20 protein-coding genes are annotated in these 24,697 nt (G+C 66.1%); 10 read left to right on the forward strand and 10 right to left on the reverse strand.

Annotated elements, in window-relative coordinates; translation table 11 throughout:
- Nucleotides 1-77: 77 nt before the first annotated feature.
- The 7 genes from ACYQ6T_RS08835 to ACYQ6T_RS08865 are packed head-to-tail and all read left to right on the forward strand — an operon-like array spanning nucleotide 78 to nucleotide 12,168.
- Nucleotides 78-446 carry a response regulator gene (locus tag ACYQ6T_RS08835; protein WP_459830100.1) on the forward strand — a complete coding sequence of 123 codons (369 nt, stop codon included), beginning with the start codon at nucleotides 78-80 and terminating at the stop codon, nucleotides 444-446.
- A 5-nt stretch (nucleotides 447-451) separates the two neighbouring features.
- Nucleotides 452-817, forward strand: coding sequence for a response regulator (locus ACYQ6T_RS08840; protein ID WP_459830103.1), 366 nt, complete (start codon nucleotides 452-454; stop codon nucleotides 815-817).
- A gap of 14 nt (nucleotides 818-831) precedes the next feature.
- Nucleotides 832-1,407 (forward strand): chemotaxis protein CheW, encoded by a 576-nt coding sequence (locus tag ACYQ6T_RS08845; RefSeq protein ID WP_459830105.1) that lies wholly within the window; start codon nucleotides 832-834, stop codon nucleotides 1,405-1,407.
- 21 nt (nucleotides 1,408-1,428) lie between these two features.
- Nucleotides 1,429-3,504, forward strand: a complete 2,076-nt coding sequence (locus tag ACYQ6T_RS08850) for a methyl-accepting chemotaxis protein (protein WP_459830107.1) — start codon at nucleotides 1,429-1,431, stop codon at nucleotides 3,502-3,504.
- Between the two features lie 18 nt (nucleotides 3,505-3,522).
- The gene (locus tag ACYQ6T_RS08855) at nucleotides 3,523-8,619 is read left to right on the forward strand and encodes a hybrid sensor histidine kinase/response regulator (RefSeq protein WP_459830109.1); all 5,097 of its coding nucleotides are present in this window, start codon (nucleotides 3,523-3,525) and stop codon (nucleotides 8,617-8,619) included.
- A gap of 4 nt (nucleotides 8,620-8,623) precedes the next feature.
- On the forward strand, nucleotides 8,624-10,441 hold the full coding sequence (locus tag ACYQ6T_RS08860) for an ABCB family ABC transporter ATP-binding protein/permease (protein WP_459830112.1): 1,818 nt from the start codon (nucleotides 8,624-8,626) through the stop codon (nucleotides 10,439-10,441).
- On the forward strand, nucleotides 10,438-12,168 hold the full coding sequence (locus tag ACYQ6T_RS08865) for an ABC transporter ATP-binding protein/permease (RefSeq protein ID WP_459830114.1): 1,731 nt from the start codon (nucleotides 10,438-10,440) through the stop codon (nucleotides 12,166-12,168). The genes ACYQ6T_RS08860 and ACYQ6T_RS08865 overlap by 4 nt, the downstream gene beginning before the upstream one ends.
- Here ACYQ6T_RS08865 and ACYQ6T_RS08870 read toward each other — a convergent pair.
- Nucleotides 12,150-13,265 carry a glycoside hydrolase family 5 protein gene (locus tag ACYQ6T_RS08870; RefSeq protein ID WP_459830116.1) on the reverse strand — a complete coding sequence of 372 codons (1,116 nt, stop codon included), beginning with the start codon at nucleotides 13,263-13,265 and terminating at the stop codon, nucleotides 12,150-12,152. The two genes, ACYQ6T_RS08865 and ACYQ6T_RS08870, sit on opposite strands and share 19 nt — an antisense overlap.
- Before the next feature lie 80 nt (nucleotides 13,266-13,345).
- Here ACYQ6T_RS08870 and ACYQ6T_RS08875 point away from each other — a divergent pair, with 80 nt between their 5' ends.
- Genes ACYQ6T_RS08875 through ACYQ6T_RS08885 form a run of 3 tightly spaced genes read left to right on the forward strand, consistent with a single transcriptional unit; the run spans nucleotide 13,346 to nucleotide 16,971 of the window.
- Entirely contained in the window at nucleotides 13,346-14,893 is a 1,548-nt protein-coding gene (locus ACYQ6T_RS08875; RefSeq protein WP_459830117.1) for an alpha-amylase family glycosyl hydrolase, read from the forward strand.
- Nucleotides 14,890-15,867, forward strand: coding sequence for an asparaginase (locus ACYQ6T_RS08880; RefSeq protein ID WP_459830119.1), 978 nt, complete (start codon nucleotides 14,890-14,892; stop codon nucleotides 15,865-15,867). The genes ACYQ6T_RS08875 and ACYQ6T_RS08880 overlap by 4 nt, the downstream gene beginning before the upstream one ends.
- Before the next feature lie 18 nt (nucleotides 15,868-15,885).
- Nucleotides 15,886-16,971: a glucokinase gene (locus ACYQ6T_RS08885; RefSeq protein ID WP_459830121.1), complete on the forward strand. Its 1,086-nt coding sequence runs from the start codon at nucleotides 15,886-15,888 to the stop codon at nucleotides 16,969-16,971.
- Here ACYQ6T_RS08885 and ACYQ6T_RS08890 read toward each other — a convergent pair.
- From ACYQ6T_RS08890 to ACYQ6T_RS08930, 9 genes are read right to left on the reverse strand one after another with little or no spacing between them, the layout of a single operon-like run.
- Entirely contained in the window at nucleotides 16,908-17,840 is a 933-nt protein-coding gene (locus tag ACYQ6T_RS08890) for a histone deacetylase family protein (protein ID WP_459830124.1), read from the reverse strand. The two genes, ACYQ6T_RS08885 and ACYQ6T_RS08890, sit on opposite strands and share 64 nt — an antisense overlap.
- Before the next feature lie 11 nt (nucleotides 17,841-17,851).
- Nucleotides 17,852-18,877: a sigma-70 family RNA polymerase sigma factor gene (locus tag ACYQ6T_RS08895; RefSeq protein WP_459830126.1), complete on the reverse strand. Its 1,026-nt coding sequence runs from the start codon at nucleotides 18,875-18,877 to the stop codon at nucleotides 17,852-17,854.
- A gap of 40 nt (nucleotides 18,878-18,917) precedes the next feature.
- Complete coding sequence (locus ACYQ6T_RS08900) at nucleotides 18,918-19,832, reverse strand: peptidoglycan DD-metalloendopeptidase family protein (RefSeq protein WP_459830129.1); 915 nt, start codon at nucleotides 19,830-19,832, stop codon at nucleotides 18,918-18,920.
- A 13-nt stretch (nucleotides 19,833-19,845) separates the two neighbouring features.
- Nucleotides 19,846-20,523: a protein-L-isoaspartate(D-aspartate) O-methyltransferase gene (locus tag ACYQ6T_RS08905; RefSeq protein WP_459830132.1), complete on the reverse strand. Its 678-nt coding sequence runs from the start codon at nucleotides 20,521-20,523 to the stop codon at nucleotides 19,846-19,848.
- The gene (gene surE / locus ACYQ6T_RS08910; protein WP_459830135.1) at nucleotides 20,524-21,261 is read right to left on the reverse strand and encodes a 5'/3'-nucleotidase SurE; all 738 of its coding nucleotides are present in this window, start codon (nucleotides 21,259-21,261) and stop codon (nucleotides 20,524-20,526) included. It abuts the gene before it with no gap.
- Nucleotides 21,262-21,318: 57 nt separating this feature from the next.
- Nucleotides 21,319-22,065, reverse strand: a complete 747-nt coding sequence (locus ACYQ6T_RS08915; protein ID WP_459830138.1) for a tRNA threonylcarbamoyladenosine dehydratase — start codon at nucleotides 22,063-22,065, stop codon at nucleotides 21,319-21,321.
- Complete coding sequence (locus ACYQ6T_RS08920) at nucleotides 22,035-22,988, reverse strand: MBL fold metallo-hydrolase (RefSeq protein ID WP_459830141.1); 954 nt, start codon at nucleotides 22,986-22,988, stop codon at nucleotides 22,035-22,037. The genes ACYQ6T_RS08915 and ACYQ6T_RS08920 overlap by 31 nt, the downstream gene beginning before the upstream one ends.
- Nucleotides 22,989-22,992: 4 nt before the next feature.
- Nucleotides 22,993-23,475: a single-stranded DNA-binding protein gene (gene ssb / locus ACYQ6T_RS08925; RefSeq protein ID WP_459830143.1), complete on the reverse strand. Its 483-nt coding sequence runs from the start codon at nucleotides 23,473-23,475 to the stop codon at nucleotides 22,993-22,995.
- Nucleotides 23,459-24,694 carry an MFS transporter gene (locus tag ACYQ6T_RS08930; protein ID WP_459830146.1) on the reverse strand — a complete coding sequence of 412 codons (1,236 nt, stop codon included), beginning with the start codon at nucleotides 24,692-24,694 and terminating at the stop codon, nucleotides 23,459-23,461. Before ACYQ6T_RS08930 ends, ssb begins: the two co-directional genes overlap by 17 nt.
- Nucleotides 24,695-24,697: the final 3 nt, after the last annotated feature.

The raw sequence follows: 24,697 nt of genomic DNA on the forward strand, positions 1-24,697 counted from the left end.
AGGGGCATTACTCTTGGCAAAGGTTCGATTCTTTCTTATTATACCGCTTTGACCTTCCCGGTTCCGAGGAGTGCCCGTTGGCCACCGTGTTGGTGATCGATGACAGCAACACCATCCGCCGCAGCGCCGAGCTCTTCTTGCAGTCGGCGGGGCACCAGGTGGTGCTCGCCGCAGATGGCTTCGAGGCGCTCAGCAAAATCGTCGGAAGCCCGCCCGATGTGATCTTCATCGACGTGATGATGCCTCGGCTCGACGGTTACCAGACCTGCGCCCTCCTCAAAAAGAACGAACGCTTCCGCCATATTCCAGTGATCATGCTCACGTCGAAAGATGGCGTCTTCGACCGCGCTCGCGGAGCACTCGTCGGCTGTGACGAATACCTCACCAAACCGTTCACCAAAGCAGAACTGCTTGAAGCCGTTGCGCGCAATCTCAGCAAGGAGTAGTAACCATGACCATCCAACGGGTCCTTGTCGTCGATGACTCCCCCACCGAACGGGCTGCGTTTCAAGAGATCCTGCAGGAGGCGGGGTACGAGGTGCTGCTCGCCACCTCCGGCGAAGAGGGGGTGGCGCTTGCGAAGAGCGAGAAACCGGACGCGATCATCATGGATATCGTCATGCCGGGACTCAACGGTTTTCAGGCGACCCGGCAACTGTCGCGGGATGAGGCGACGAAAACGATCCCGGTGATCATGTGCACCACCAAAGGGCAAGAGACCGACAAAATCTGGGGGCTGCGCCAGGGGGCGATCGCCTACCTCGTCAAACCGATCGACCGCGCGGCGCTCCTTGCGGCACTGAAGCAGTTGGGCTAACTTGAGCGCCCACGATGGCGAAACGAACCGATATCCGCCGTTTTCAGGAAGAGCTGGCGAAAAGACTCGCTGCTGCGGGGCAACAACCTGAAGCAGCTGCCGCACGGTGGCTTGCCGTCACTGTGGCCACGCAACCGCTGCTTCTCCCCCTGGTAGCCACCGCAGGCGTCGTCCATGAGTTCACGCTCACCCCTGTCCCCTTTTCGCCCCCCCATTTTCGCGGTTTGACCTCGGTGCGCGGCGAAGTGATGGACATCCTGGATCTCGCTCCCCTCATGGGTGCCCCGCCAACACCCCCCTCGGGAAGCAACCGCCTCATTCTCCTTCAGCCGCAGATCGCCACGCGCGTCGCGCTCCTTGTCGACCGGGTCGTCGGGTTACGGCGTGCGGAAGAGCTCGAGCGAGCCACTGCTGCCGCCCCGCTCAGCGAGGGAATCCGTGCCGTCTGGCAAAGCGGTGGCGAGCTGTGGCACGAGCTCGACCTCCCCTTCTGGATCAGGGAGGCGCTGGAACGGTTTGGCACGGTGACGACGCTCGCCGCGGAAAAGAGGATCCCAACCTCCGACCCGCAAGAGACCGCAGTAATTTAACCGAGAAAGGATTGGACCACCATGTTGAAGTCGCTCCTCTCCCGCACGAAGAGACCCGCGCAACCGAGCGCTCCCAAAGAGGCCCCCACGGGAACAACCCTCTGGACCCTTTTCCGCGGTCCGATTCTTGCTCTCGTCATCACCCTCGCCTTCACCGTGGTGGGTTTGCGTCTGGTCGCCACACCCGTCGAAATTGCCGAAAAGCAAGACGAACTGCTGCGCGGCTTCGAAAACACCCTCCTGCCGCTCCAGACAGCACTCGCGCAATTTGCCCAAGGGAGACCCACCGCAGCAAAATTGCAAACCCTAGCGCAACAACAGAGCGAGCGGCTGACCCAATTCCACGCAACGATCACCGAGCTCCAGGGGACAATCGCCTTTGGCCTGTGGACCCAACTGGGGGGAAATCGCCAGCCGGAGATTGGGCAAGGGGTGGAGACGCTCGACCGTCTTTGGCAACAGGCGCGGCGCGAAATCGACACGCTCACTACCGCAAGCCAAAGCACCGAACGGTTTCGCGAACTGGTCACCACGGTCGATCAGGCAGCGCAAACGGTAGTGACCCACGCCACAACCCTCTCCTCTCAGGTCGACGCCCGTGCTGCCGCAAACCAGGCGCTGATGCTCGCCGTCACGGCGCAGCGGCTCGCGCAAAACGCGACGCGTCTCCTCTCCGCCGCTCCTGCCGAGCGCGAAACGCTCCTTTTTGCGCTGGAGAACGGCAACGGCCTCCTCACCAAGACCCTACGCACGATCGACCCTGCCCTCTCCGCCCACCCGCTCTTTCCCACGATCAAGAACGAAGCCGAAACGATCGCTTCGGCAGTCAATAGTCTGCTCGACGCTGCTCCGACCTACTTCGCCCAGTGGGACAGCGCAACGATCCTGCAACAGCTGATCCCGCAACTGCAAGAGCGGGTCGGTGCCCTCTACAACTTGATCGAACAGGAGCTGGAGACGGGGCGCTCGGCCAGTAACCTCGTCCTGATGCTGGCGGGGATCGCGCTGGTGGGCATCTTCGTACAACTCGTGAAAAACTACCTCGACCTCCAGAAGGCGCAACAAGCCAAAGAGCAGGCGGAACGGCAACGCCTCGAGAATGAGGGCCGCCGCACGCAGGAGGCGATTTTGCGCCTCTTGAACGAAATGGCCGACCTCGCCGAAGGGGACTTGACGATTCGCGCCACCGTCACCGAGGACATTACGGGGGCGATCGCCGACTCGGTGAACTTTGCCGTGGAAGAGCTCGGCAACCTCGTGCGGCGGATCAACGAGACCGCCGAAAGTCTGGCGGAGGCGGCGAGCGAATCGAACGAGCGGGTGGAGGTGCAGCGCCTCCTCTCCGCTGAGCAGAGTCAGGAGATCGAATCGGCTGAGCAGAACGTTCAGGAGGTCGCCCAGGCGCTCACCCGCGCGGCCGATGAGGCGACAGAGGCGGCACAGGCGGCGCGGCGTTCCCTTGAGGCGTCGCAAAAGGGGACCGTGGCGGTCAACCAGACGGTGGAAGGGATGGACCGCATCCGCGAGCAGATCCAGGAGACAGCGAAGCGAATCAAGCGGCTTGGCGAATCGTCGCAGGAGATCGGTGAAATCGTCGAGCTCATCTCCGACATTACCGAGCAGACCAACGTGCTCGCGTTGAACGCCGCGATCCAGGCTGCAGCGGCAGGGGAAGCGGGACGCGGCTTCTCGGTGGTTGCCGAAGAGGTGCAGCGGCTGGCGGAACGGTCGGCCGAAGCGACGAAGCGCATCGCGGCGATCATTCGCACCATCCAGACCGACACCCAGGAGACCGTCGCCGCAATGGAGGCGACCACCCAGGAGGTGGTCGCTGGTGCTGCGCTCTCTGAAGAGGCGCGGCGAGCGCTCGAGGAGATCGCGAAGACCTCCCGCGAAACCGCTGCCCAGATCGCCCGCGTCACCCAGGCGATCCAAACGCAGGCGCAGCGCGGCGAGGAGATCGCCCGCCTGATGCACGGCGTCTTGACCCTCACCCAAACGACCCGCGAAGGGACGGAACAGACGGCCGAACAGATCGCGCGCCTTGCCGACCTTGCTGCCGAACTGCGCGGCTCGGTCGCCGGTTTCCGCATCTAACCCCTGGGAGCAACGCCTGTGCGCCACCGCATCGATTTCGACGCGCTCTCCTGGATCGCCGATGAGACGGCGCAAGCACTCGGTCGAGCGCGGGCGCTCGTCGCTGAAGCGCTCCAGAGCTTCGACCCGGCGAGCCTTCGCGAAGCGCAGACCCACCTCTTTGCCGCGAAGAGCGTCCTTGAGGTTGCCGAAATCGCACCGCTCCCGCGGGTGTTGTCCCTCATCGAACGGGCGATCGACCAGCTCCTCGACGCCCCCGAGCCTTCTACTTCGGCGCTGGCGACACTCGAAGAGGCGTTGATCGCGTGCGAGAATCTCTGGTACGAACTCACGCACCACCACCACTGGCAACCGCTGCGGTTGCAGAGCGTCTATCTCGCAGTAGCACAACTCGTCCGCGACCCGTCGGCCCACCCCGCCGACCTCTTTCTTCTCCCCCTCCCGACCCCGTCGGGTGTCGCTCAACCGCTCGCCCCGGCAGAACGGGACGCTGCGGAGGCGCGCCTGCGGCACCGCTTCACCGCCAGTTTCGCCCAGTGGCTCAAACGGCAGGAGGCGGCAGCGCTGCTGCCCGCGCGCGAAGCCCTCGTCGGACGGCTCCTTCTCGACGCCGGAACGCCCGAGGAGCCGTTGTGGATCGCCGCGACCGCTTACCTCGAAGCAGTGATCCGCAAACAGCTCCCGTGGAATGAGGAGGCCCGCTCAACCCTGCAGGCGATCCAACGCGCGCAAAAAGGGGCGCGCAATCCCGAGGCGGTTCTCGCCCTCTTTCGCCGCTTGACCCTCGCGCTCGCGCCGCTCCCCCCTAAAACCCGCCTGCAGCGGCTAATCCACCAATATTGGCGGCTCCGCGACTGGCTCGATGGGGCCGATCGCCCGATCGCCCGATCGCCGCTCGCTGAGCTCGACCAGAGAGTAGCCGAGGCAGCCGCAGCTGCGCGAACCCTCTGGGAGGGCCAAACGGCGTGGTCAGAGCGCAGCAACGCCCTCCTGGCCGTGGTGCGCGCGCTCCTTGCCCGCAGCGACCCCGACGCCCACGCGCTCGCCGCAACCCTCGAACAGTTCGCCCACCGCCTGCCGGAGCTCCTCACCACCCATCCGTCGCTCGACCTTCTCCTCGCCACAACGCTCCTTGCCCTTGAAGAGGGGGCGAAGACGGGGACCCTTACCGCGGCAGGCTGCCAATCGCTTGTCGCCCAATGGCAACAGGCGCTTGCCGGCGAAGAGACCACGGTGCATCTCCAACCCGCAAACGACGCCGCTTCTTCTACGCTCGCGGTTCGCGCCGAAGTCAAACAACTCTGCGACGAGATCGAACACGCGATCGACCAGTTCTGGCGCCACCCCGACGCTGCTTTGCCCCTGGGCGACCTCAAGAAGTGGCTCGACCAGCTCGCCGCGATCGCGATCGTCACCAACCACGACCCCCTCGTCGGCGAGATCGAAACGGTTCGCGGGTGGCTGCAGCGGGTGGCTGACGGCGAAGAGCGTTTCGACCCCCACCATCCGTTGGTCGCCCAGATCGCCACCTGGGCGCAGCGGCTGAGCGAACCGGCAGAGGCGCGCGCGACGACTGAGCGGAGCGCCCCGCAACCGATCCCGTGGGCAGCCCTCTTCCCTGAGCGGCACCGCCAAGAGCCGAGCGGAGAAGCAACGACGCGCTCCAGGGAAACTGGCCCAAGCCGTCCAGCGGAAACGGAACGTGCGGAGCCGGAGACGCAGGCCGCCCCCCAAACCCCTCCACCCCCCCAACCCGAGGGAGCAGCCGCGAGCTCCTCTGCCGCTCCCGCCGCCGCAGCCAGTGACGAAACCGCCGAGCTGCGGGCGATCTTCCTCGCCGAATGCGACGAGATCCTGGAGATGATGCGCACCGCCTTCGTACGGCTCTGTAACGACCCGCGCGATCGCGACGCGCTCACCCTGTGGCGGCGCCAGGCCCACACCCTCAAAGGGAGCAGCCGCATTGTCGGGCTCACCCACTTCGGCGAAACGGCATGGGAGGTCGAGCAGACACTCAACCACTGGCTCCGCGACCCCGATTTTCTCCCCTCTCCCGAGGTACTCGCTTTTCTCGAGGCTACTGAGGTGGCATTTCGCGACGCCGCCGCCGCAGTCGCTGCGACCGGTTCTGACCTCCCCGCGCCGATTGCGGAGATCGTCGCCAGAGCCCGATCCTTGCGCGGCGAAGCGGTTGCCCCACCCCCCGCTGCACCAACCCCCAGCGAAGCCGTGCCTCCTCCCTGGGGCGACGTCGATTTCGAACCGCCACAACTGCCGCCCTCTCCCGCGACGACGCCAACAGCGGATTCCGACCGCACCTTCCGCTTCGGTGACCGAGCCGTTTCGCGTTCGCTCTTTGAGATCTTCCGGGTGGAAGCACGCGAACACCTCGCCACGCTCGCCCGCTTCCTCCAAAATCCGGAGACCCCGTCGGACGCCGTCGTGCGCGCGGCCCACACCCTTGCGAGCATCTGCGGCACGACGCAGATTCCCGAAATGCACGACCTCGCGCGCGCGTGGGAGTTCGCGTTACGGGCGATGCAACAAGCAGGGCTTGCGCCCAACGACCAGCAGCTTACCCTCTTTCAGGCGATCCACGCCGCGCTCTACTCCGACCTGGCCACGGTCGAAAACGGCGCGATACCGCCGTTGCGTAGCGACCTCATCACTGCACTGACGAGCGCAACACCGCTGCAGCAAACGCCCGCAGCCGTGGCTGAGGAAGGGATTAGCGAACCCCGCGAAATCGCAAAAGGGGAGGAGAAACCCAAGCCGAAACGGCGAAGGAAAACCAAAGCGGAACCCCAAGCAGAAGCGGTTCCGCCGGCGGAAAAGGGACCCGAAGCGCCCGGAGCAACACCAAGCGAAGCGGCAAGCGAGACGATCGACACGGCGCTTCTGCCCATCTTCGCCGAAGAGGGGCGAGATCTCTTCACCCAACTCGACGCGGCGCTCGAGCGCCTGCCTGCAACCGGGGTGGCGAGCGAGAGCGATCTCGAACCGATCCTGCGGCTCCTCCACACCCTCAAAGGGAGCGCCCGCATGGCAGGGGCGTTGCGGCTGGGCGACGAGATCCACCAGATCGAACAGCACCTCAAAGAGGCCGGGGCAGCGGCGATCGCGGCACTGCCGCAACTGCTCGCCGCCGCTCGCGCCCATTTTCTCCAGCTGATTACCCGTCCGCTTGCGCCGCAGGGGGAAGAGGGAGCGGCACCCGAAGAGAGGGTGACCGAAGAACGGGTGGCGGAAGAGACCGGGGAGGCCGTGTCGGCCCCGCTCCTCGCGATGAGCCTGAGGGTGCCGGCACCGCTCATCGACCGGTGGGTGAACGACCTCAGCGAAATCGGCATCCAGCGGGCACGCGCCGAAGGGGAGCTCGTCGCGCTGCGTCACGCCACGCTCGAGCTCACCGAGAATGTCCAGCGCCTCCGTCAGCAGCTGCGCGAACTCGAGATCCAGGCCGAATCCCAGCTGCAGGCCCGAATCCAGATTGCCGAAACCGCGCAGACCCCGTTCGACCCCCTCGAACTCGACCGCTACACCCGGCTGCAGGAGCTCACGCGGCTCCTTGCCGAAGGGGTCGCCGACGTTGCCACCCTGCAGCAGTCGATTCTGCGTGCCGCGGATGCCGCCGAAGTGAGTCTCCACCGTCAGGCGCGTCAGACCCGCGACCTGCAGAGCGAAATCACCGAACTGCGCGCCGTCCCAGTCGCGACGATCCGCGAGCGGCTCGCCCGCATTGTCGCGCAAACGGCCGAAACGCTCGGAAAACGGGCGCAATTGACCCTGGTAGGCGGAGAGACGCGCGTCGACCGCGCCGCACTCGAGCGGTTGCTCCCGGCGCTCGAGCACCTGGTGCGCAACGCCGTCGCCCACGGGATCGAGCCGCCCGAGGTACGGCAGGAACGGGGGAAACCGGCTATCGGATCGATCACCCTCACCGTCACCGCACCGAGTGGCGAGACGCGCTGGACCCTCACCGATGACGGCGCGGGGCTCGACTTTGACGCGATCCTCGCCAAAGCGCGCGAGAAAGGGTGGGTCGCGCCCGACGCGACGCCGTCGGAAGCGGAACTTGCGCGCCTCATCTTCCGCTCCGGTTTCTCCACTGCCCGGGAGGTTTCGCCCATTGCGGGCCGCGGCGTCGGGATGGACGTCGTGCAGGCCGAGGTTACCGCGCTCGGTGGCCGCATCGAAATCGCGAGCGAACGGGGGGCCGGTACCCGGATCACCCTCTTTGTCCCGACCGAACTCACCCTCGTCCAGCTGCTTCTGGTCGTCGGCAACAATCGTCGCTGGGGGATTCCTACCGAAACGATCGTCCATACCCAGCAATACAAGGCGGAAGTGCTCGCGGAGCTCCTCACCCAAGGGGCGGTCGAACACCTCGGGGCGCGCTACCCGCTGGTGGGACTCCACACCCTCATCGCCGCACCCGAACCGCCGCGCGAAGGGCGCCAGTGGGTAGTCTTCGTGCAGAGTGGCGACGAACGGCTTGCGCTTTGGGTGGAAGGGATCACCGGGCGGCAGGAGTTCACCGCGAAACCGACCGGACCCTTCCTGCGTCGCATTGCGGGGATGCTCGGTGCCGTGCTCCTGCCGGACGGCGAGATTGCGCTCGTGTTGCAACCGACTGCGCTCCTTCAGACCGCCCGCGCTGCCGCAGTCACCCACGTGGCCACCGCCGCAACGGAAGATGCGGCCCCCCGCGAAGCGCATACCCCCTCCCCACCGCTCATTTTCGTCGTCGACGACTCGCTCACCGTGCGGCGGCTCACCCAGCGGCTCCTTGAACGCGCCGGCTACCGGGTGGCGCTCGCCAAAGATGGCCAAGAGGCGCTCGAAACGCTCGAAACGGTGTCGCCCGACGCGATCCTCTCCGACATCGAGATGCCCCGGATGGATGGCTTCGAGCTGCTGCGGCACCTCCGTGCCCGACCACAGACCCGCGCGACGCCGGTGATCATGATCACTTCGCGCCTGGCCGACAAACACCGCACCCACGCCTTTGAACTGGGGGCAAACGAATACCTGGGCAAACCCTATCAGGAGGAAGTGCTCTTAGCGCTCCTTTCCCGTTACGCGCCGCTCAATGCTCCCGAACGTGTAGGGTAAAGCAATGCGCCACGACGCTTCTGTAACAGCGGCGGCAACGCCTCATGCCCCATGGCAGACGGTCAAACAGCTCCTCCACCACCTGTGGCGCTACCGGCTGCGGGTTGCTGTCGGCTTTGTCGCCCTCGTCGCCGCGAAGGTGGCGCTCGTCGCCAACCCCGTCCTCATCAAAGCGATCGTCGACCAGCTCACCCCCGCGCCACCCCACCCTGCCTTCTGGGCCGCTCCGGCGGCGCTCGTCCTCGCCTATGGCGCGGCACGTGCCGGCGTCTCGCTCTTTACCGAACTACGCGAGATCCTCTTCGCCCGGGTGATCCAATCGATCAGCCGGCAGCTGTCGCTCGCGATCTTCAACCACCTCAACGCCCTATCGCTGCGCTTTCACCTCGAACGGCAAACCGGCGCGATCACCCGCGACATCGAGCGCGGCACGCGCGCCATCGGCACGTTGATCAACTTCACCATCTACTCGATCGCCCCGACCCTGGTCGAGATCGCCCTCGTCCTTGTCCTCCTCTTTAGCCAATACGACGCCCTCTTTGGCGCGATCGTCGCCGCGACCCTCGCAGCGTACGTGGTGTTTACCATCCTCGTCACCAACTGGCGGACGGTGCTGCGTCGCCACCTCAACCGGCTCGACGCCCAGAGCCACACCCGCGCGGTCGACGCGCTTCTCAACTATGAGACGGTCAAATACTTCAACAACGAAGCGTGGGAGGCGGCGCGGTACGACCGCGATCTTGCGCAGTGGCAAGAGGCGGCGATCAAAAACCAGTATTCCCTCTCGGCGCTCAACATAGGCCAAGCGCTCATCATCGCGGCGGGGGTGACGGTGCTCCTCACCCTGGCGGTCGGACGCATCGAGGAGAGATCGATGACCGTCGGCGACCTCGTACTCATCAACGGCTTGATGCTCCAGCTTTACATGCCGCTCAACTTCCTCGGGGTGGTCTATCGCGAAATCCGCCAAAGCCTCGTCGACCTCGAACGGCTCTTTGCCCTCTTCACCATCCCCCCGGAGATCCTCGACCCCGACCACCCGCAACCGCTTCCCGCGGGTCCCCTGGCGGTCGAATTCGACAATGTCTCTTTTGCCTACGACCCGCGGCGCTTGATCCTCGACCACGTCTCGTTCACGATCCCTGCGGGCAAAACGGTCGCGGTCGTGGGAAGTTCAGGGAGCGGCAAATCGACCCTCGTGCGGCTCCTTTTTCGCTTCTACGACGTTCAGGGGGGTGCGGTGCGCGTCGGTGGCGTCGACGTGCGGGCGGTGCGGCAAGCGGAGCTGCGCCGCGCGATCGGGATCGTGCCGCAAGATACGGTGCTCTTCAACGACACCCTCGAATACAACATCCGTTACGGCCGCCCCGACGCGAGCGACGACGAGCTCTGGGCGGCAATTCGCGCCGCCCGTCTCGAAGCGCTCATCGAGCGCCTGCCCGACGGGCTCCACACCCTCGTCGGCGAGCGGGGGCTGAAACTCTCGGGGGGCGAGAAGCAGCGCGTCGCAATTGCCCGGGTGCTGCTGAAAAACCCCCGGATCTTGGTGTTGGATGAAGCAACCTCGGCGCTCGACAGCCAGACCGAACAGGAGATCCAGAGCGAACTCGCTGCGGCGCGCAGCGGCCGGACGACGTTGATGATCGCCCACCGCCTCTCGACAGTGCGCGACGCCGACACCATCCTCGTGCTCGAGGAGGGGCGGATTGTCGAACAGGGGACACACGAGGCGCTTCTCGCGTTAAACGGCCGCTATGCCGAGTTGTGGCGGCGGCAAAGTGCTGAATCGGCTCCAGAGACCGCAGCGGCTTCGCTCCCATGACCGAAGAGGCGCCCCAACCCTCCCCCTGGTCCCGCTTTCTTGCGCTCGCCTTCTCCTACTACCGCGGCCCGACCGCGCTCGTCGCGTGGGGGGTGACGCTTGGGCTCATGGTGCTCACGGTCGCTCAGGTCTTCGTGACCCTTGAGATCAACCGCTTCATGCGGATGCTCTTCGACGCCTTTGAAGCGAAAGCGCTCGAGCAGCTCCCGGCGCTCACCCTCCGTTTTGCGGTGATTCTGCTGGCGACGCTCACGGTCACGGCGCTCCACCTCACCGTGAAGCGGGCGTGGCAGCTCTCGTGGCGCCGGTTTCTCACCGATACCTTCCTAAACCACTGGCTCGAGCGCGGCCACTACCACCGCCTTCGTCACCTGCCGGATGCCGCCGACAACCCCGACGCGCGCATTGCCGAAGACGCGCGGATCGCGACCGAAGTCACTGTTACCCTCTTTCACTCGCTCCTCTATTCGCTCCTCTCGCTCGCCCTCTTTGCCGACGTCCTCTGGAAGATCACCGCCGAGCTCGACTACGGCCCCCCGGGGTTGATGATCCTCTTGGCGTTCCTCTACGCCGGGGTCGGTAGCCTCATCGGCTGGCTGCTCGGTTGGCCGCTGACCCGGGCGACCCACCAACTCCAGAGCAAAGAGGCCGATTTCCGTTACGCGCTTGCCCGCGTGCGGGAAAAATCGGAAGCGATCGCAATCGCCCACGGCGACGACCGTGAAAAAGGGGTCACCCAGCAACTCTTTGCCGAACTCGCCCGCGCCTGGCACCGTCAGACCCGCGGCTACCTCGGCATTGTCACCTTCTCCACCGCCTACGGCACCCTCCTTCCCGTCTTCCCCCTTCTGGTGCTTGCTGCCCCCTACATCACCGGCGCGATCACCTTGGGGCTGCTGATTCAGGCCGCGCAAGCGTTCGAACGGCTGACGAGCGCCCTCTCCTGGCCCGTCGACAACCAAGGGGAGATCGCCCGCTGCCGCGCCTCACTCGAGCGGCTCGCCCACCTCTGGGTCAATCTCGAAGCGCTCGACGCGCGCGACGCCGTCTGTCCGCTCGATGCGCCGTGCGTCACCGCGAACGGCACGACGGCCCTCAAGATCGACCGCCTCACCCTCGCCACCCCCAACGGTCAGACACTCTTAGCCGACTTCTCCGCCGAATGCGCTCGGGGGAGCATCACCCTCTGGGAGGTTTCTGAGGAGGCGAAGGTGCCGCTGTTGAAAGCGATTGCCGGCCTCTGGTCGTGGGGGAGCGGTCTGATCACGATCCCAGAAGGGGAGCAGGTCGCGATCCTTCCCCTCCGTCCTTACCTTCCCGAAGGGACGCTGCTTGCCGCGCTCACCTACCCCGAGCCCCCGACGAGCGAACGCCGGGCGGCGGTTGAAGAGATGCTTCGCCCAATGGGGTTAGACTCTTTTGTCGCGCGGCTCGATGAGCACCAGGATTGGAACCGGACCCTCCCGCCCAGCCGGCAGCGGCAACTGGCGCTGGTGCGGCTGCTTCTCGGACATAGCGCGTGGTGGGTGATCGAGTGCGACCATTGGCCCGACCCGATCGTCTCGAGAGCAGTAGCGCTCGCCCGTTCAGCTGGAGCGCCGCCTCCGGGCGTCGCGATCGTCACGAGCCACACCGTTCCCCCCAGCGCGCCCCACGAGCCCCCCCTGCGGCCCGCGCTTCCCGTGCCGGCGGAGGGACGTGCCGCTCGTCAGTCGAGCGAGGGGTAAGCGGCGCTCGCAAACGACGGCGGCAACCACCCCCGTTCGACTGCAGCGCGCAGCGACCACGCAGGCGTCGTCTCGGTCTTGTAGTTCCAGAAGCACCACCCGTCGTAGCGCTCGAAGGTGAGGAGCTGCGTCGCGGCAAATGCGCGCATCGCCACCTCCTGTTGGAACGGATCGAGCCGCTCCAACGGGTGGTTGAACGGCCCCTCTGCCCAGAGAGAGACCACTTCGAGGTCGAGCCCCAGGCTCCACTCGCCGACAATCGTCGGCAACCCCAAAGTGGCGCGGAGCGTCTCTGCCTCGCTGCGGAGGTCGATCGCCGTCTTGCGAAGATGCTCAAAGATGTCGGCGTCGAGATCCTCGCGGGTGAAGCACTGGTAGCGGTGGACGTCGAACCAGACGTTGACGAACTCGGGGGCAGGCATTGCTCCGAGGTACTCCCGCCAATCGCGAAAGCCGTCGTGGAACATTACCGCCTTCTCGGGCGCGAGGTGCTGCCGCACCGCCCGGTAGGCACGGCGGTAGTAGTCGATCAGAAGCTCCGTCGGTACATCCCACCGCGGTTCGTTGAGGAGCTCGATCCCCCAGAGCGCCTTGCTCGAGCGGTAGCGTTCGGCGATCCGCCCGAGAAGTTCCACCGAAAAGTCGATATATTCGCTCTTGGTGTGCCACTCGCAGACGTTGAGCATCCCGCCATTGTCAAAACCGTTTTGGCACCCAGGCGCGGCGTGGAGGTCGAGGAGGACCTGAAGACCAAACTCCTCGGCCCAAAGGAGCGCCTGGTCGAGCACCTCGATCCCCCCTTCGACAAAGGGGTAGGGATTCGCGCCATACTTCGGGTGGTAGGGGTAGGGGGGACCCATCACCCAATGGCCAAAGGGGATGCGCACGAGGGTGAGCCCCCGTTCGGCGATCCACGCGAAATCGTCGCGCGTGATCCACCGCTGCCAGTGAGCGCGCAAACGCGGTGCCGCCTCACGCCCAAGCTCCACGCACCACGTCGTCTCGTCGGTCGCCTCGAGCCCCGCAAAAAGGCTCGGCACCATCCACTTTTCTAAGACCAGCCACGAACCGAGATTGACGCCCCGTAACGTCGCCATAACCTCCTCCTTTCGTCAAGCGCAAAAGCACCACGCTTCAGTGTATCATTGTCCACCACCCCTTGCACAGCAACACCCAGGTGTCCTCCTCAACCCCTTCCCCTTCTCTTTCCCCGGCCGCGCACCGCCCCACTCCCCGCTGGTGGCACGACGCCGTGGTCTACACCGTTTGGGTGCGCAGTTTTGCCGACGGCAACGGCGACGGCGTCGGCGACTTGCGGGGGCTGATCGCCAAACTCGACGCGTTGGCGTGGCTCGGCGTGAACACCCTTTGGCTCACGCCGATCCACCCCTCGCCCAACGCCGATTTCGGCTACGACGTCACCGACTACTGCGCGATCCACCCCGAATTGGGGACACTCGCCGATTTCGACGAACTCGTCGCTGAGCTCCACCGCCGGGGGATGCGACTGATCCTCGACCTCGTGATCAACCACACGAGCGACCGCCACCCGTGGTTTCGCGCCGCCGCGCCGCGCAGTAGCCCCACCCACGACTGGTACCTCTGGCGCGACACCCCGAACGACTGGGAGGCGATCTTCGGCGGCCCCGCGTGGAGCTGGAACGAGGTCGCGCAGCAGTACTACCTCCACCTCTTTCTCCCCGAGCAACCCGACCTCAATTGGGAGAACCCGGCGGTGCGCGCGGCGCTGGCCGAAGTGGCCCGCTTTTGGCTCGCGCGCGGCGTCGATGGCTTTCGCTTCGACGCCCTCACCGTGCTCAAAAAGGCGCCGGGGTTTCCCGACGTCGCGCCGCAACCGCCAGACGCAGCGCCGTCTTCCCCGCGCCCCCTTCGCCCCGCGTGGGACTATTTTCTCGCGCATCCCGGGCTCGAAGAGCTCTTTGCCGACTTTGTCGTGCAGGCAGGACTCACCCGCGACCACTTCACCCTCGGGGAGGCGAATGGCCTCACCCCTGAGCGGGCCGCACCGTGGATTGCGGAACCCGATGGGCTTCTTTCGGCGCTCCTCACCTTCGACCTCTGGCATATCGACGGTAAGCGCCACGACGGCACCCCCACCGTCGACACCGCCCGCTTCTCAGCGAGTAACGTCCAGTGGTGGCAAACGGCGCAGGCGCTCGGCACCCTCCCTGCCCTCTACCTCGAAAACCACGACCTGCCGCGCGTCGTCACCCGCTGGGCCGACGACCGCGATCTTGCAACCGTGCGGCGCGCCGCGAAGGTCTTTGCCGCGGCGCAACTCTTGCAGCCCGCGATTCCGATCCTCTACCAGGGGCAGGAGTTGGGGCTGCCGAACGCCCGCCTCACCTCCTGGGCGCAGATCCACGACCTCGCTGCGCAAAGCGAAATCGCCCGTCTGCGCGCGCAAGGGGCCGACAACGCCACGATGCTTGCGACGCTTTCGCGTACCGGCCGCGACGCGGTCCGCACCCCCTACCTGTGGGACAACACCCAACCCCATTGCGGCTTCTCCTCTGCCCCGCCCTGGACGCCGATCGACCCGCGCCACGCGCTTCTGGCGTGGCAGCAGCAGGTCGACGACCCTGACTCGGTGCTGAACTGGTACCGGGCGCTCCTCATGCGGCGGCGAAAGGGGCAGAAGCTCAACGGCGCGCCGCAAACCGCGACGCACGAATCTTCTGATAAGACTACCCTGCAACCATGAGTGAACCGACCCCCTCCCCCCACCACCTCGCTTGGGTCGCAACCGGCGGTACGATCGCCGGCCGCGGCAGCGGCTACACCTACACCGCAGGCGCGCTCAGCGCCGATCGCCTCGCCGACGCCTGGCAGCTCGATCTTCCCCTCCCCCTCCGCGTCACGACCCCCTACCAGATCGACTCGAAAGAGGCCGGCCCGAGCCATTGGCAGCAACTCCACACTGCGGTTGCCGCGGCACTCGCCACCCCCGGTTGCCAAGGGGTGGTGGTCACCCATGGAACCGACACCCTCGAGGAGAGCGCCGCGCTCCTCGCGCTCACCCTCCCCCACGCCGTTCCGGTCGTCCTCACCGGCGCGATGCGCCCGGCCGACGACCCCCAATCGGACGGCGCGACGAACTTCCGCTTCGCGGCGTCGCTGCTGGTAGCCGCAAAGACCTCGCCGGGCGTCTGGGTCGCTTTTGCGGGCAAACGCTTTCCTGCCCTAGGGGTGCGCAAAATCGCCACACTCGACTGCGACGCCTTTACCGCGGTCACCTGGCCGCCGGGAGAAACCCGCCCCATCGCCGCTCCCCTTGAAATTCCGCTCCCCTTTCCCGCACCCTTTCCCACTGTTCCCCTGATTCCCGTCTCCGCCTGGGACGACCCGAACAGGGTCCTCGCGGCAGCCGAAGCGTGCGCCGCGATCGTGCTCCTCTGCCCCGGCCACGGGAGCCTTCCCCACGCGTGGCACGCGGCCGTGCGTGCGGTGACCGCGCGCGGGATTCCCGTCGTTCGCGCGAGCCGCTGCCCCCTCGGGCCAGTCCTTCCTCACCCGATCGACGACGAACTCGGAACCTGGCCGGCGGGGGTGTTGGGCAGCGCCCAGGCGCGGGTCGCCGCGGCGATCGTCATTGCGGTGACACCTCACCGCGAAACGGCAGCCCCCCTCTGGAGAGCGATCGCATGCGCGGCGCATGACCTTGTCGAGAGAAGATGATCTTGTCGAGGAAAAGAGATGAGCACCCCTGCGACAACAAGCCCAAACCCGAGCGATGCGCTGCTTCTGGTTGCCGACATCGGCGGGACCCACAACCGCTGGCAACTGGTCCGCGCCACCGCAACCGGCTGGGTAGCGGTGGCGACGACGATCGCGCGCAACGACGAGAGCCCGTCCTTCACCCAGGCGTGGCAAAGGGCGGTCGCGGCGTTGGCGCCACCGGGGCCGCTCGCCCAGGTGGTGATCGCGGCGGCGGGGCCAGTGGCAAACAGCCACATCACCCTCACCAACCGCCCTACTTGGCGCATCGCTGCCGGGGAACTTGCCGCCGCGCTCGGCGCACCCGTGGCGCTCCTCAACGACTTCGCCGCGCAGGCCTACGGACTCCTCACCGTGACTCCGCCCGAGTGCGAGCGGCTCGCTCCGCTCGATGGGGAGACGCCGCCCATTCCTCGCCCCGGCACGCGGCCGCTAGCGGTGATCGGACCGGGTACCGGCCTGGGGGTCGCTTTTCTCTGGCAGCCCGATCCCCACCACCCTCCCCTGGTGCTCGCCACTGAAGCGGGGAATCTGCGCCTGCCGCTGCTTCCCGAAATCACCCCGCTCTGGGAGGCGATTGCCCACGACGCCCCCCTCAACCAACCCTACTGGGAGTGGCTCCTCTCAGGGCCGGGGCTCGCGCGCCTCTACCGCCTCGTCCATTCTACGGCCGATCGTAACGGTGGCAGCGCCCCCCCACCCACCCCCGAAGCGATCGTCGCCACCGCGCTTGCCGACCCTTCAAGCGCCGCCGCTGCGACCGTCACCCTCTTCGCCCGGCTTCTGGCCCACTTCGCGTCTGAGGCAACCCTCATGACCTGGGCCACCGAAGGGGTCGTGCTCGTCGGGAGCCTTGCGAACGCGATCGCACCCGTGCTGCGCACGCACGAGTGGCGCGACGCCTTTGCCGCCGCGCCCCGCTACCGCGAGACGCTCGCCGGCACGCAGCGCTGGCTTATCCACGCGAGCGACCTCGGCTTACGCGGTGCCGCGTGGTACGGTCACGCCTCGATCAAGGCGCGGATGTGGGCACCCGCGGCGCGAGCGAGCGAACTCAGCACGTAACCCCCTTCGAGCATCGAGACCACCGGCGCTCGCCCGCCATTGATCGCCCGCAACGTGCGCACCAGCTCAACAGTCGCCCAGGCGTAATCGGCCTCGCGCAACGCGAGCGACCCCATATCGTCTTCCACATGGGAATCGAACCCAGCCGAGATGAAGAGCATCTGGGGACGGTGGTCGCGAATCGCCGGCAGCCAGACGTCGGTCACCACCTGACGGAACTCGCTGCTTCCCGAACGGGCGGGAAGGGGGACATTCACCATGTGGGGCGGAGGATTTTCCGTCCCTGAGTAGGGGTAAAAGGGGTGTTGGAAGATGCTCACCATCTGCACGCGCGGGTTATCGCGAAAGATCTCTTCGGTGCCGTTGCCGTGATGGACATCCCAATCGACGATCGTCACCCGCTCCAAACCGTGTGCCGCCAACGCGTGGGCCGCAGCGACCGCGATGTTGTTGAAAAAACAGAACCCCATGGCATTCGCCCGCCCGGCGTGATGACCCGGAGGCCGGACGAGACAGAAGGCATTCCCCACCTCACCCGAAAGCACGAGGTCAACCGCGAGCAGCCCGGCACCCGCTGCCCGCTGCGCGGCGGTGAGCGTCGCCGGATTCATCGCGGTATCGGGGTCGAGGTGTACCAGGCCAGTCACGGGGGCGCTCTGCCACAACCCGTCGAGATAGCGGGGGTCGTGGACCCGTTCGAGCGCCTCCCGGGTCACGAGCGGCGCCTCATACGGCACCAGGTAGGCGTCCAGTCCCTGCGCAATCAGATGGTCCTGAATCGCCGCAAGCCGCTGCGGACATTCGGGGTGGTAGCTGCCCATCTCGTGGCGCGCACAATCGGCGTGGGTAATGAGCGCCGTCATCGTCATTTTTCCCTCCCTCACGACTCTAATATTTCGTCGGGTCGCAGACCCGACTGGCGAACCAACCGGCGCAACCGGCGGATCGCCTCCATCTGGATCTGACGCACCCGCTCGCGCGTCAGGCCCACCTCTTCGGCAAGATCGTCGAGTGTCGCGGGATCTCGTCCGTCGAGCCCAAAGCGACGGGTCACGATGTAGGCGTAGCGGGTCGGCAAGGTCTCGAGCCAGCGGCGAACCACCCGCGCGATTTCGCGCTGCGCAATCACCGCTTCAGGCTGCGTCTCTTCTTCTGCGGGCAGCTGATCGACCCACTGCCGTTTTTCGTCCTCCCCGAGCGACTCGTCGAGCGACCGGGACGGCAACCCCATCCCCTGCAGCGCGTGGAGCTCCTCGAGCGCCAAGCCGAGCGCCTCAGCAAGTTCCGCGTCGCTCCCCTCTTCATGCTGTGCCCGTTCGGCCGCGCGAACTTGGCCAAGGCGCCGGTGGATATGGGTCGGCAAGCGGACCGTGCGGCTTTGGCTGATCACCGCCCGTTCGATCGCCTGGCGAATCCACCAGGTCGCGTAGGTCGAGAAACGGAAACCGCGTTCGGGGTCGTACTTCTCAAGCGCGTGCATCAAACCGAGGTTCCCCTCCTCGATCAGGTCGAGAAACGGAACGCCGCGGTTTTGGTAGTGCTTGGCGATGCTGACGACCAAGCGGAGATTGCTCTCGATCATCTGTTGCCGGGCCGCCTCATCCCCCGCTTTGGCGCGCCGCGCCAGCGACAACTCCTCCTGCGGAGCAAGCAGGCTGATCGTCCCGATCGCCTCGAGATAGCGGTGGGCCAAGTCGGAAAAGAGCTCGTCGTCGGGAACGGTGTCGGCAGCAGCAACCGCCCCCTCGCGCGCTGAAGCCTCCGACTCACTGGGGAGCTCGGCGAACGGAAAATCGTCGCCGAAACGCTCCTCGAGGTTCTCGCCCTCCCTCTCCCAACCGAACCGCTCTGCGGAGGGCTCCAACCCTTCCGGCTCATCGCGCCTCTTTTTTCGTCTCTCCCCCATCGCCCCCTCCGTCGGCACCCCTGACCGCGATCGCCTCCGGTCACCGCTTCGGTAAGAGGCTTTCAGGGTCGAGCGCTTTGCCGGCGCGGCGAATCTGGAAATGGAGTTTCGGTCGATCGACGTTGCCACTACGCCCGAGGCGCGCGATGACCTGTCCCCGTTTCACCTTCTCTCCTTCCTTGACGACCACCTTATCATTGTGGGCGTAAACGGAGACGTAGTCGTCGGGGTGTTGCAGAATCACGATGAGGCCAAACCCCTCGATCCCCTCGCCGACATAGGAGACGGTGCCATCGAGCGCTGCGACCACGGGATCGCCCACCTGGCCGCCAATATCGACCCCTTTGCGGCTCTTACCGTCGAACGACGCCAAGATGGGGCCATTGGCTGGCCACATCCATCCCCCGGTTGCCGAAGAGGCATCAACCGACTGCTTCTCTTCCCCCGCAGAAGAGGCGCCCGCCTGCTGAGCGGTCGCACTCCCGGCTGGAGTAAGCGGTGGCGTCGTCAGGCGCCCGCCGGTCGTCACCCCGGAAGAGGCGCTCGTCCCGTCGGCGGTGGAGGGCGCTGCCGTCGCTGCCACCCCGCCAGGCGTCCCCACCGGAAAGACCTGGACACCACCCGTTCCAGCCCCCCCGCCCGTCGCGGGGCGGAGGCGCAACTGCTGACCGACGAAGATGCGGTGGGGGTCACTGAGGCCATTGAGCTGCGCGAGCGCCTCCGGATTCATCCCATAACGGCGCGCGATCGCGTTGAGGGTCTCACCCGGCGCAACTTGGTGGAACTCCGGCGTTGTTGCGGCACTGCCGGCATTCCCCCCGCCCACAGCTGGGGCGCTCGCCGCAAGACCGCTGCTGCGATCGACCACCGGCGACTTCACCGGCGAAGCGCATCCCGCAACCCAGAAAAGCACGCTCAGGAGCGCCACTGCAAACGGCTGTCGGATCATTCCCATCGTCATCTCCTACTTACTCCTTACCCGGCAACAGCGGCACGAAACGGACCGGTTCGACCGGATGGGCCACCCACCCGCCCCGTTCCCGCCGCCACACCGTCAACCACTGCGCGTCAGCAGGCCCAACCGGTGCAACAATCCGCCCCTCCGTCGTGAGCTGCGCAAACCAAGCGGGGGGTGGCTCCTCCCCTGCCGCAGCGGCAATCACCGCGTCGAATGGGGCGGCCTCGGGCAGCCCCTCTGCGCCGTCCCCCCACTTCAACCGGACGTGGGAAAAACGGAACGGCCTGAGGTTGGCCTTCGCACGCTCCAGAAGAGGGCGAATCCGCTCAACCCCATAGACCTCGGGCACCAAATGGGCCAACAGCGCCGTCTGGTAACCGCTCCCGACCCCCACCTCCAGCACCTTGCGCGGCGGGGTAGGCTCGAGGAGGAGCTCCAACATCCGCGCGACGATGTAGGGTTGGGAGATCGTCTGCCGATAACCGATCGGTAGCGCCACATTGCTGTAGGCACGGTCGCGCAATGAGGAATCGACAAAGAGGTGGCGCGGCACCGTCCCGATCGCTGCGAGCACCTGGGGGTTCTTGATCCCTTCTGCCGCAAGCAGCTCGACGAGCGCCTCGCGTTGCCGCCGAAAAGCGCCCTCCTCTCCTTTCCGCTCTCCCACCCGGTAGGGGAACGCGACCATCTACGCCAACCACTCGCGCACCGCAGGGATCCCATCGTAATGGGTGAGGTCGATCTGCAATGGCGTCACCGACACGAACCCCTGCTCCACCGCATAGAAATCGGTTCCCGGTCCGGCGTCGGCAGCACTTCCCGCCGGCCCGATCCAATAGACCGTCTCACCCCGAGGATTGGTCCCTTTGATGAGCGGTTCGGCCTTGTGGCGACGGCCAAGCCGCGTCACCTCGATCCCCTTGATCGCCGCAAGCGGAAGATCGGGGACATTGACGTTGAGCAACACCCGCCCAAGCGGCCTTCGCACCGCGCGCGCGACGAGCTCCGCCGCAATCGCTGCCGCGGCGTCAAACGAATGGGGATTTTTGCTCACAAGCGAAATCGCGAGCGCCGGCACCCCCAACAGGTACCCCTCCATCGCCGCGGCGACGGTACCGGAGTAGATGGTGTCATCGCCCATATTCGCCCCGAGGTTGATCCCCGAGACGACCATATCGGGCACGACATCGAGCATTCCGGTGACCGCAAGATGGACGCAATCGCTCGGGGTGCCATTGACGAACCAGAAGCCGTTCGGGGCACGGCGCAGCATCAACGGCCGATCGAGGGTGAGCGAATTGCTTGCGCCACTGCGATCGCGCTCGGGCGCGACGACGGTCACCTCGCCAAAGGGGGCAAGCGCGTGCGCCAGAGCCTCGATCCCGGGGGAAAAGTAGCCGTCGTCGTTACTGAGCAGAATCCGCATCGCGTCCTCTCGTTTCGGGTGGGGAGCCCACGCGATGCAGCAATCTTACCATACAGGCTAATCGCGAAGCAGCCGCTCCATCATCCACTGCGCTGCGGCCAGCCCAATCGTCGCGGTTACTGTGACGACCGACCCATACCCCGCACACGCAAGCCGCGCAGCGGGGTCGCAGGGGCTGCCCCGCGCCATCGGCTCATCGCTAAAGACGGCCGTAAGCCCCATTTTGCGCGGCAGGCGGGGAAAATGCCACTCGCGGCGAAGGCGGCTGCGCACCTTCGCCAACAGGGGGTCTTGTATGGCTGCGGCGAGGTCGGCGACACGCACCCGCGTCGGGTCGCGCTTTCCCCCCGCAGCCCCTGCGATCACCAGGGGCTTGGCGCACGCACGCGCCCAACAGGCAAGCGCCACCTTCGCCTTCACATCGTCGGTCGCGTCGATCACCCCGTCAAAAGAAGGGGTGAGGAGCTCCGCACACGTCTCCGGTGTGACGAAGGCATCGACGGCATGGAGCGCCATTTCGGGGGCGATCGTCTGGAGCCGTTCGCCCAACGCAGTCACCTTCGCCATCCCGAGCGTCGCGGTGGTCGCCTGGACCTGGCGGTTGAGGTTGCTCTCGACGACGATATCCATATCGATCAGGGTGAGCGCGCCCACACCACTTCGCGCAAGCGCTTCTGCCGCCCACGAGCCCACGCCGCCCACGCCCACCACCGCGACATGGCTTCGCGCAAGCCGGGCAATCCCAGCTTCCCCAAAAAGGTGCACGAGCGCCGTCAGGCGGCGCGGGAGATCCGCTCGCGCCAAATGCCCAACCCCTGAGCGTTCAACTCCAGATCCCACGCCAGGAACTGCAAGAGCGCTTCGCCGGTGAGCGGCCACCCCTGCCGCTCAGCTTCTTCGACCATCAGCGCCCGCAACCCTTCGAGAATCTCCAGGTGGCGCGTCGTCCCCTCCCCATGAGCCGACCGCGCAATTCCGACATAGGCGTCGAGCAGGCGATTGTGCTCGGCAACGAGCCGCGCCACTTCGCCCACCCCCCCGAAATGGGTGAGATAGGCGCGCTCCGGGGCGAGCGCCGCGATCCGCCGCGTCGTCGCCGCGAGCGCCTCTGGGTCGAATTCGCTCGGCGTCGTCGTCGGAATGGTGCTCGGCCGACCATCGACGTCGAGCTCACGGTAGGAGAGCCCCAGCGTGTCGCCGGTAAAGACCAACCGGGTCTTCTCCTCCCAGAAGAAGAGGTGGTGGCGCGCGTGGCCCGGCGCTTCATAAACGGTGAGGGTTCGGCCACCGAAGTGAAACGGTTGCCCATCCGCGGCCGCGATGATTCGCTCTTCTGGCACCGGCATCAGGTAGCCGTAGAGGTCGAACGCCTGCGCTTCGCCATAGACGGCACAGGTCGCCTGCCAGAGGCGGCTCGGGTCGACAAGATGGCGGCGCCCACGCGGATGGACAACCACCTGGGCGTTGGGGAGTGCGGCCAAGAGCTGGCCTGTTCCGCCCGCGTGGTCGAGGTGAATGTGAGTGAGGAAAAGGTAGCGAACAGCCTCCGGGGAAATACCCGCTTCGGCAAGCGCGGCAAGGTAGTGGGGAATCGCGTGATTGACGCCGGTGTCGACGAAGGCTGCCTCACCCGCGCCGACCAAGAGAAAAACCGCGGCCAATTGGGGGCGTAAGTAGCCCGTGTCGATCGTGGCAACCCCACGATCTTCCCAAACCACCGTTGTCATCGCCTTAGAACGGAATATCGTCGTCGGCAAAACCGTTGTCGGCAAACGGGGTGGCTGCAGCGCTCCCCGTCGGTTGCGCCGCAGATGCTGCATAAGTGCCACCTGCTGCCGCGCCTGCAGCGGCACCCATCGGCACGTCTGCTTCTGGCGCGCCGCGGTTCCCCAACATTTTGAAGGTATCGCCGCGAATCTCGGTGGAGTAGCGCTCCTGCCCGCTCTGGTCGGTCCACTTGCGGGTCCGGATCGACCCTTCGATATAGACCGGCTGTCCCTTTTTGAGGTACTGCGCCGCAATCTCCGCTTGCCGCCCGAAAAAGACGACGCGGTGCCACTCGGTCTGCTCGCGGCGCTCCCCCGTCTGCTTGTCGCGCCACACCTCGGAGGTGGCCACCGACAAATTGACGACCGCTTCGCCGCTCGGTAGGTAGCGCGTTTCGGGATCGCGCCCGAGGTTACCGACCAGGATGACCTTATTGACCGACGCCATCGTTCCTCTCCTCTACCCCCTCTGCCGGCGCAGAGAGCTTTAGCGAAAAAGCATACCACAAAAGGGCAAGGAGCGCGCAGGCGAGAAAGAGGGCCTGCGCCCCCCACCCCTGCACCATCCAGCCCCCCAACGCCCCTCCCGCAAAGAGCCCGAGCGACTGCAGCGTATTGTAGACCCCAAGCGCCGCCCCCTTATAGTGCGGCGGCGCGATTTTCGAGATCCACGACGGTTGCGTCGCCTCCAACACGTTGAACGCGACGAAAAAGAGGGTCAAGCTGAGTGCCAGCGGCCAAAGGCCACTTGCGACTGCACCGCTCGAAAATAGCGCCAAGGCGAGCTGCACGAGCGTGAGGAGCACGACCGCGCCGCGATAGACCTGCGCCAAACGGCCACGCTTCTCCGCCACCACGACGAGGGGCACCATCAACGCCAAAGCGATGATCACCGCTGCGCCGTAGACCTGCCAGTGGGCCGCCACTGGCAGCCCCCCCTGGGTGACCAAGAGCGCCGGCACCACCACCCACATCGCCATCTGGACGAAATGGAGGGCAAAGACACCGAAGTCGAGGCGCAGGAGGCGATGATCGCCCACCACCGCGGCAAAACCGCCACGCGCACCCTCTCCCTGCTCCCTGTGCCCCACAACGCCCCCGCGCGGCGGGTTGGGAACCCCGCGGGCCACCATCACCCACGCCATCCCCCCCAGGAGGGCGGTCAAGAGAAAGATGCCGCGCATCCCGATGAGGCCGTACAACCAGGGGGCCAGTGCCAGCGAACCGGCAAAAGCCAAACCGATCGACGCGCCAATCATCGCCATCGCTCGGGTGCGAAAGGTGGGCGAGGTGAGATCGGCGACGAGCGCCGTCACCGCCGCAGAGATCGCCCCTGCCCCCTGCACTGCCCGGGCCGCGATCAGCCACTCGACCGTCGGCGCCCACGCCGCCAAGAGTCCACCGAGGATAAAGAGGGCCAATCCGAAAGTGATCACGGGCTTCCTGCCCCAGCGGTCAGAGGCCCAACCGAACGGCAGGAGGAAGAGCGCTTGCGTGAGGCCATAGACCCCGAGCGCGAGGCCCACCCGTGTTGCGGAATCGCCGCCGGGAAGATGGCGCGCATAGTCGGCCAGCACCGGCAGGACGAGGAAAAGCCCCACCATCCGCAACGCAAAAACAGAGGCGAGGCGCAGCGCGATGCGCCGTTCGTGGGGAATCGCAACCATTAA

This window comes from Hydrogenophilus islandicus (genome assembly GCF_054657095.1).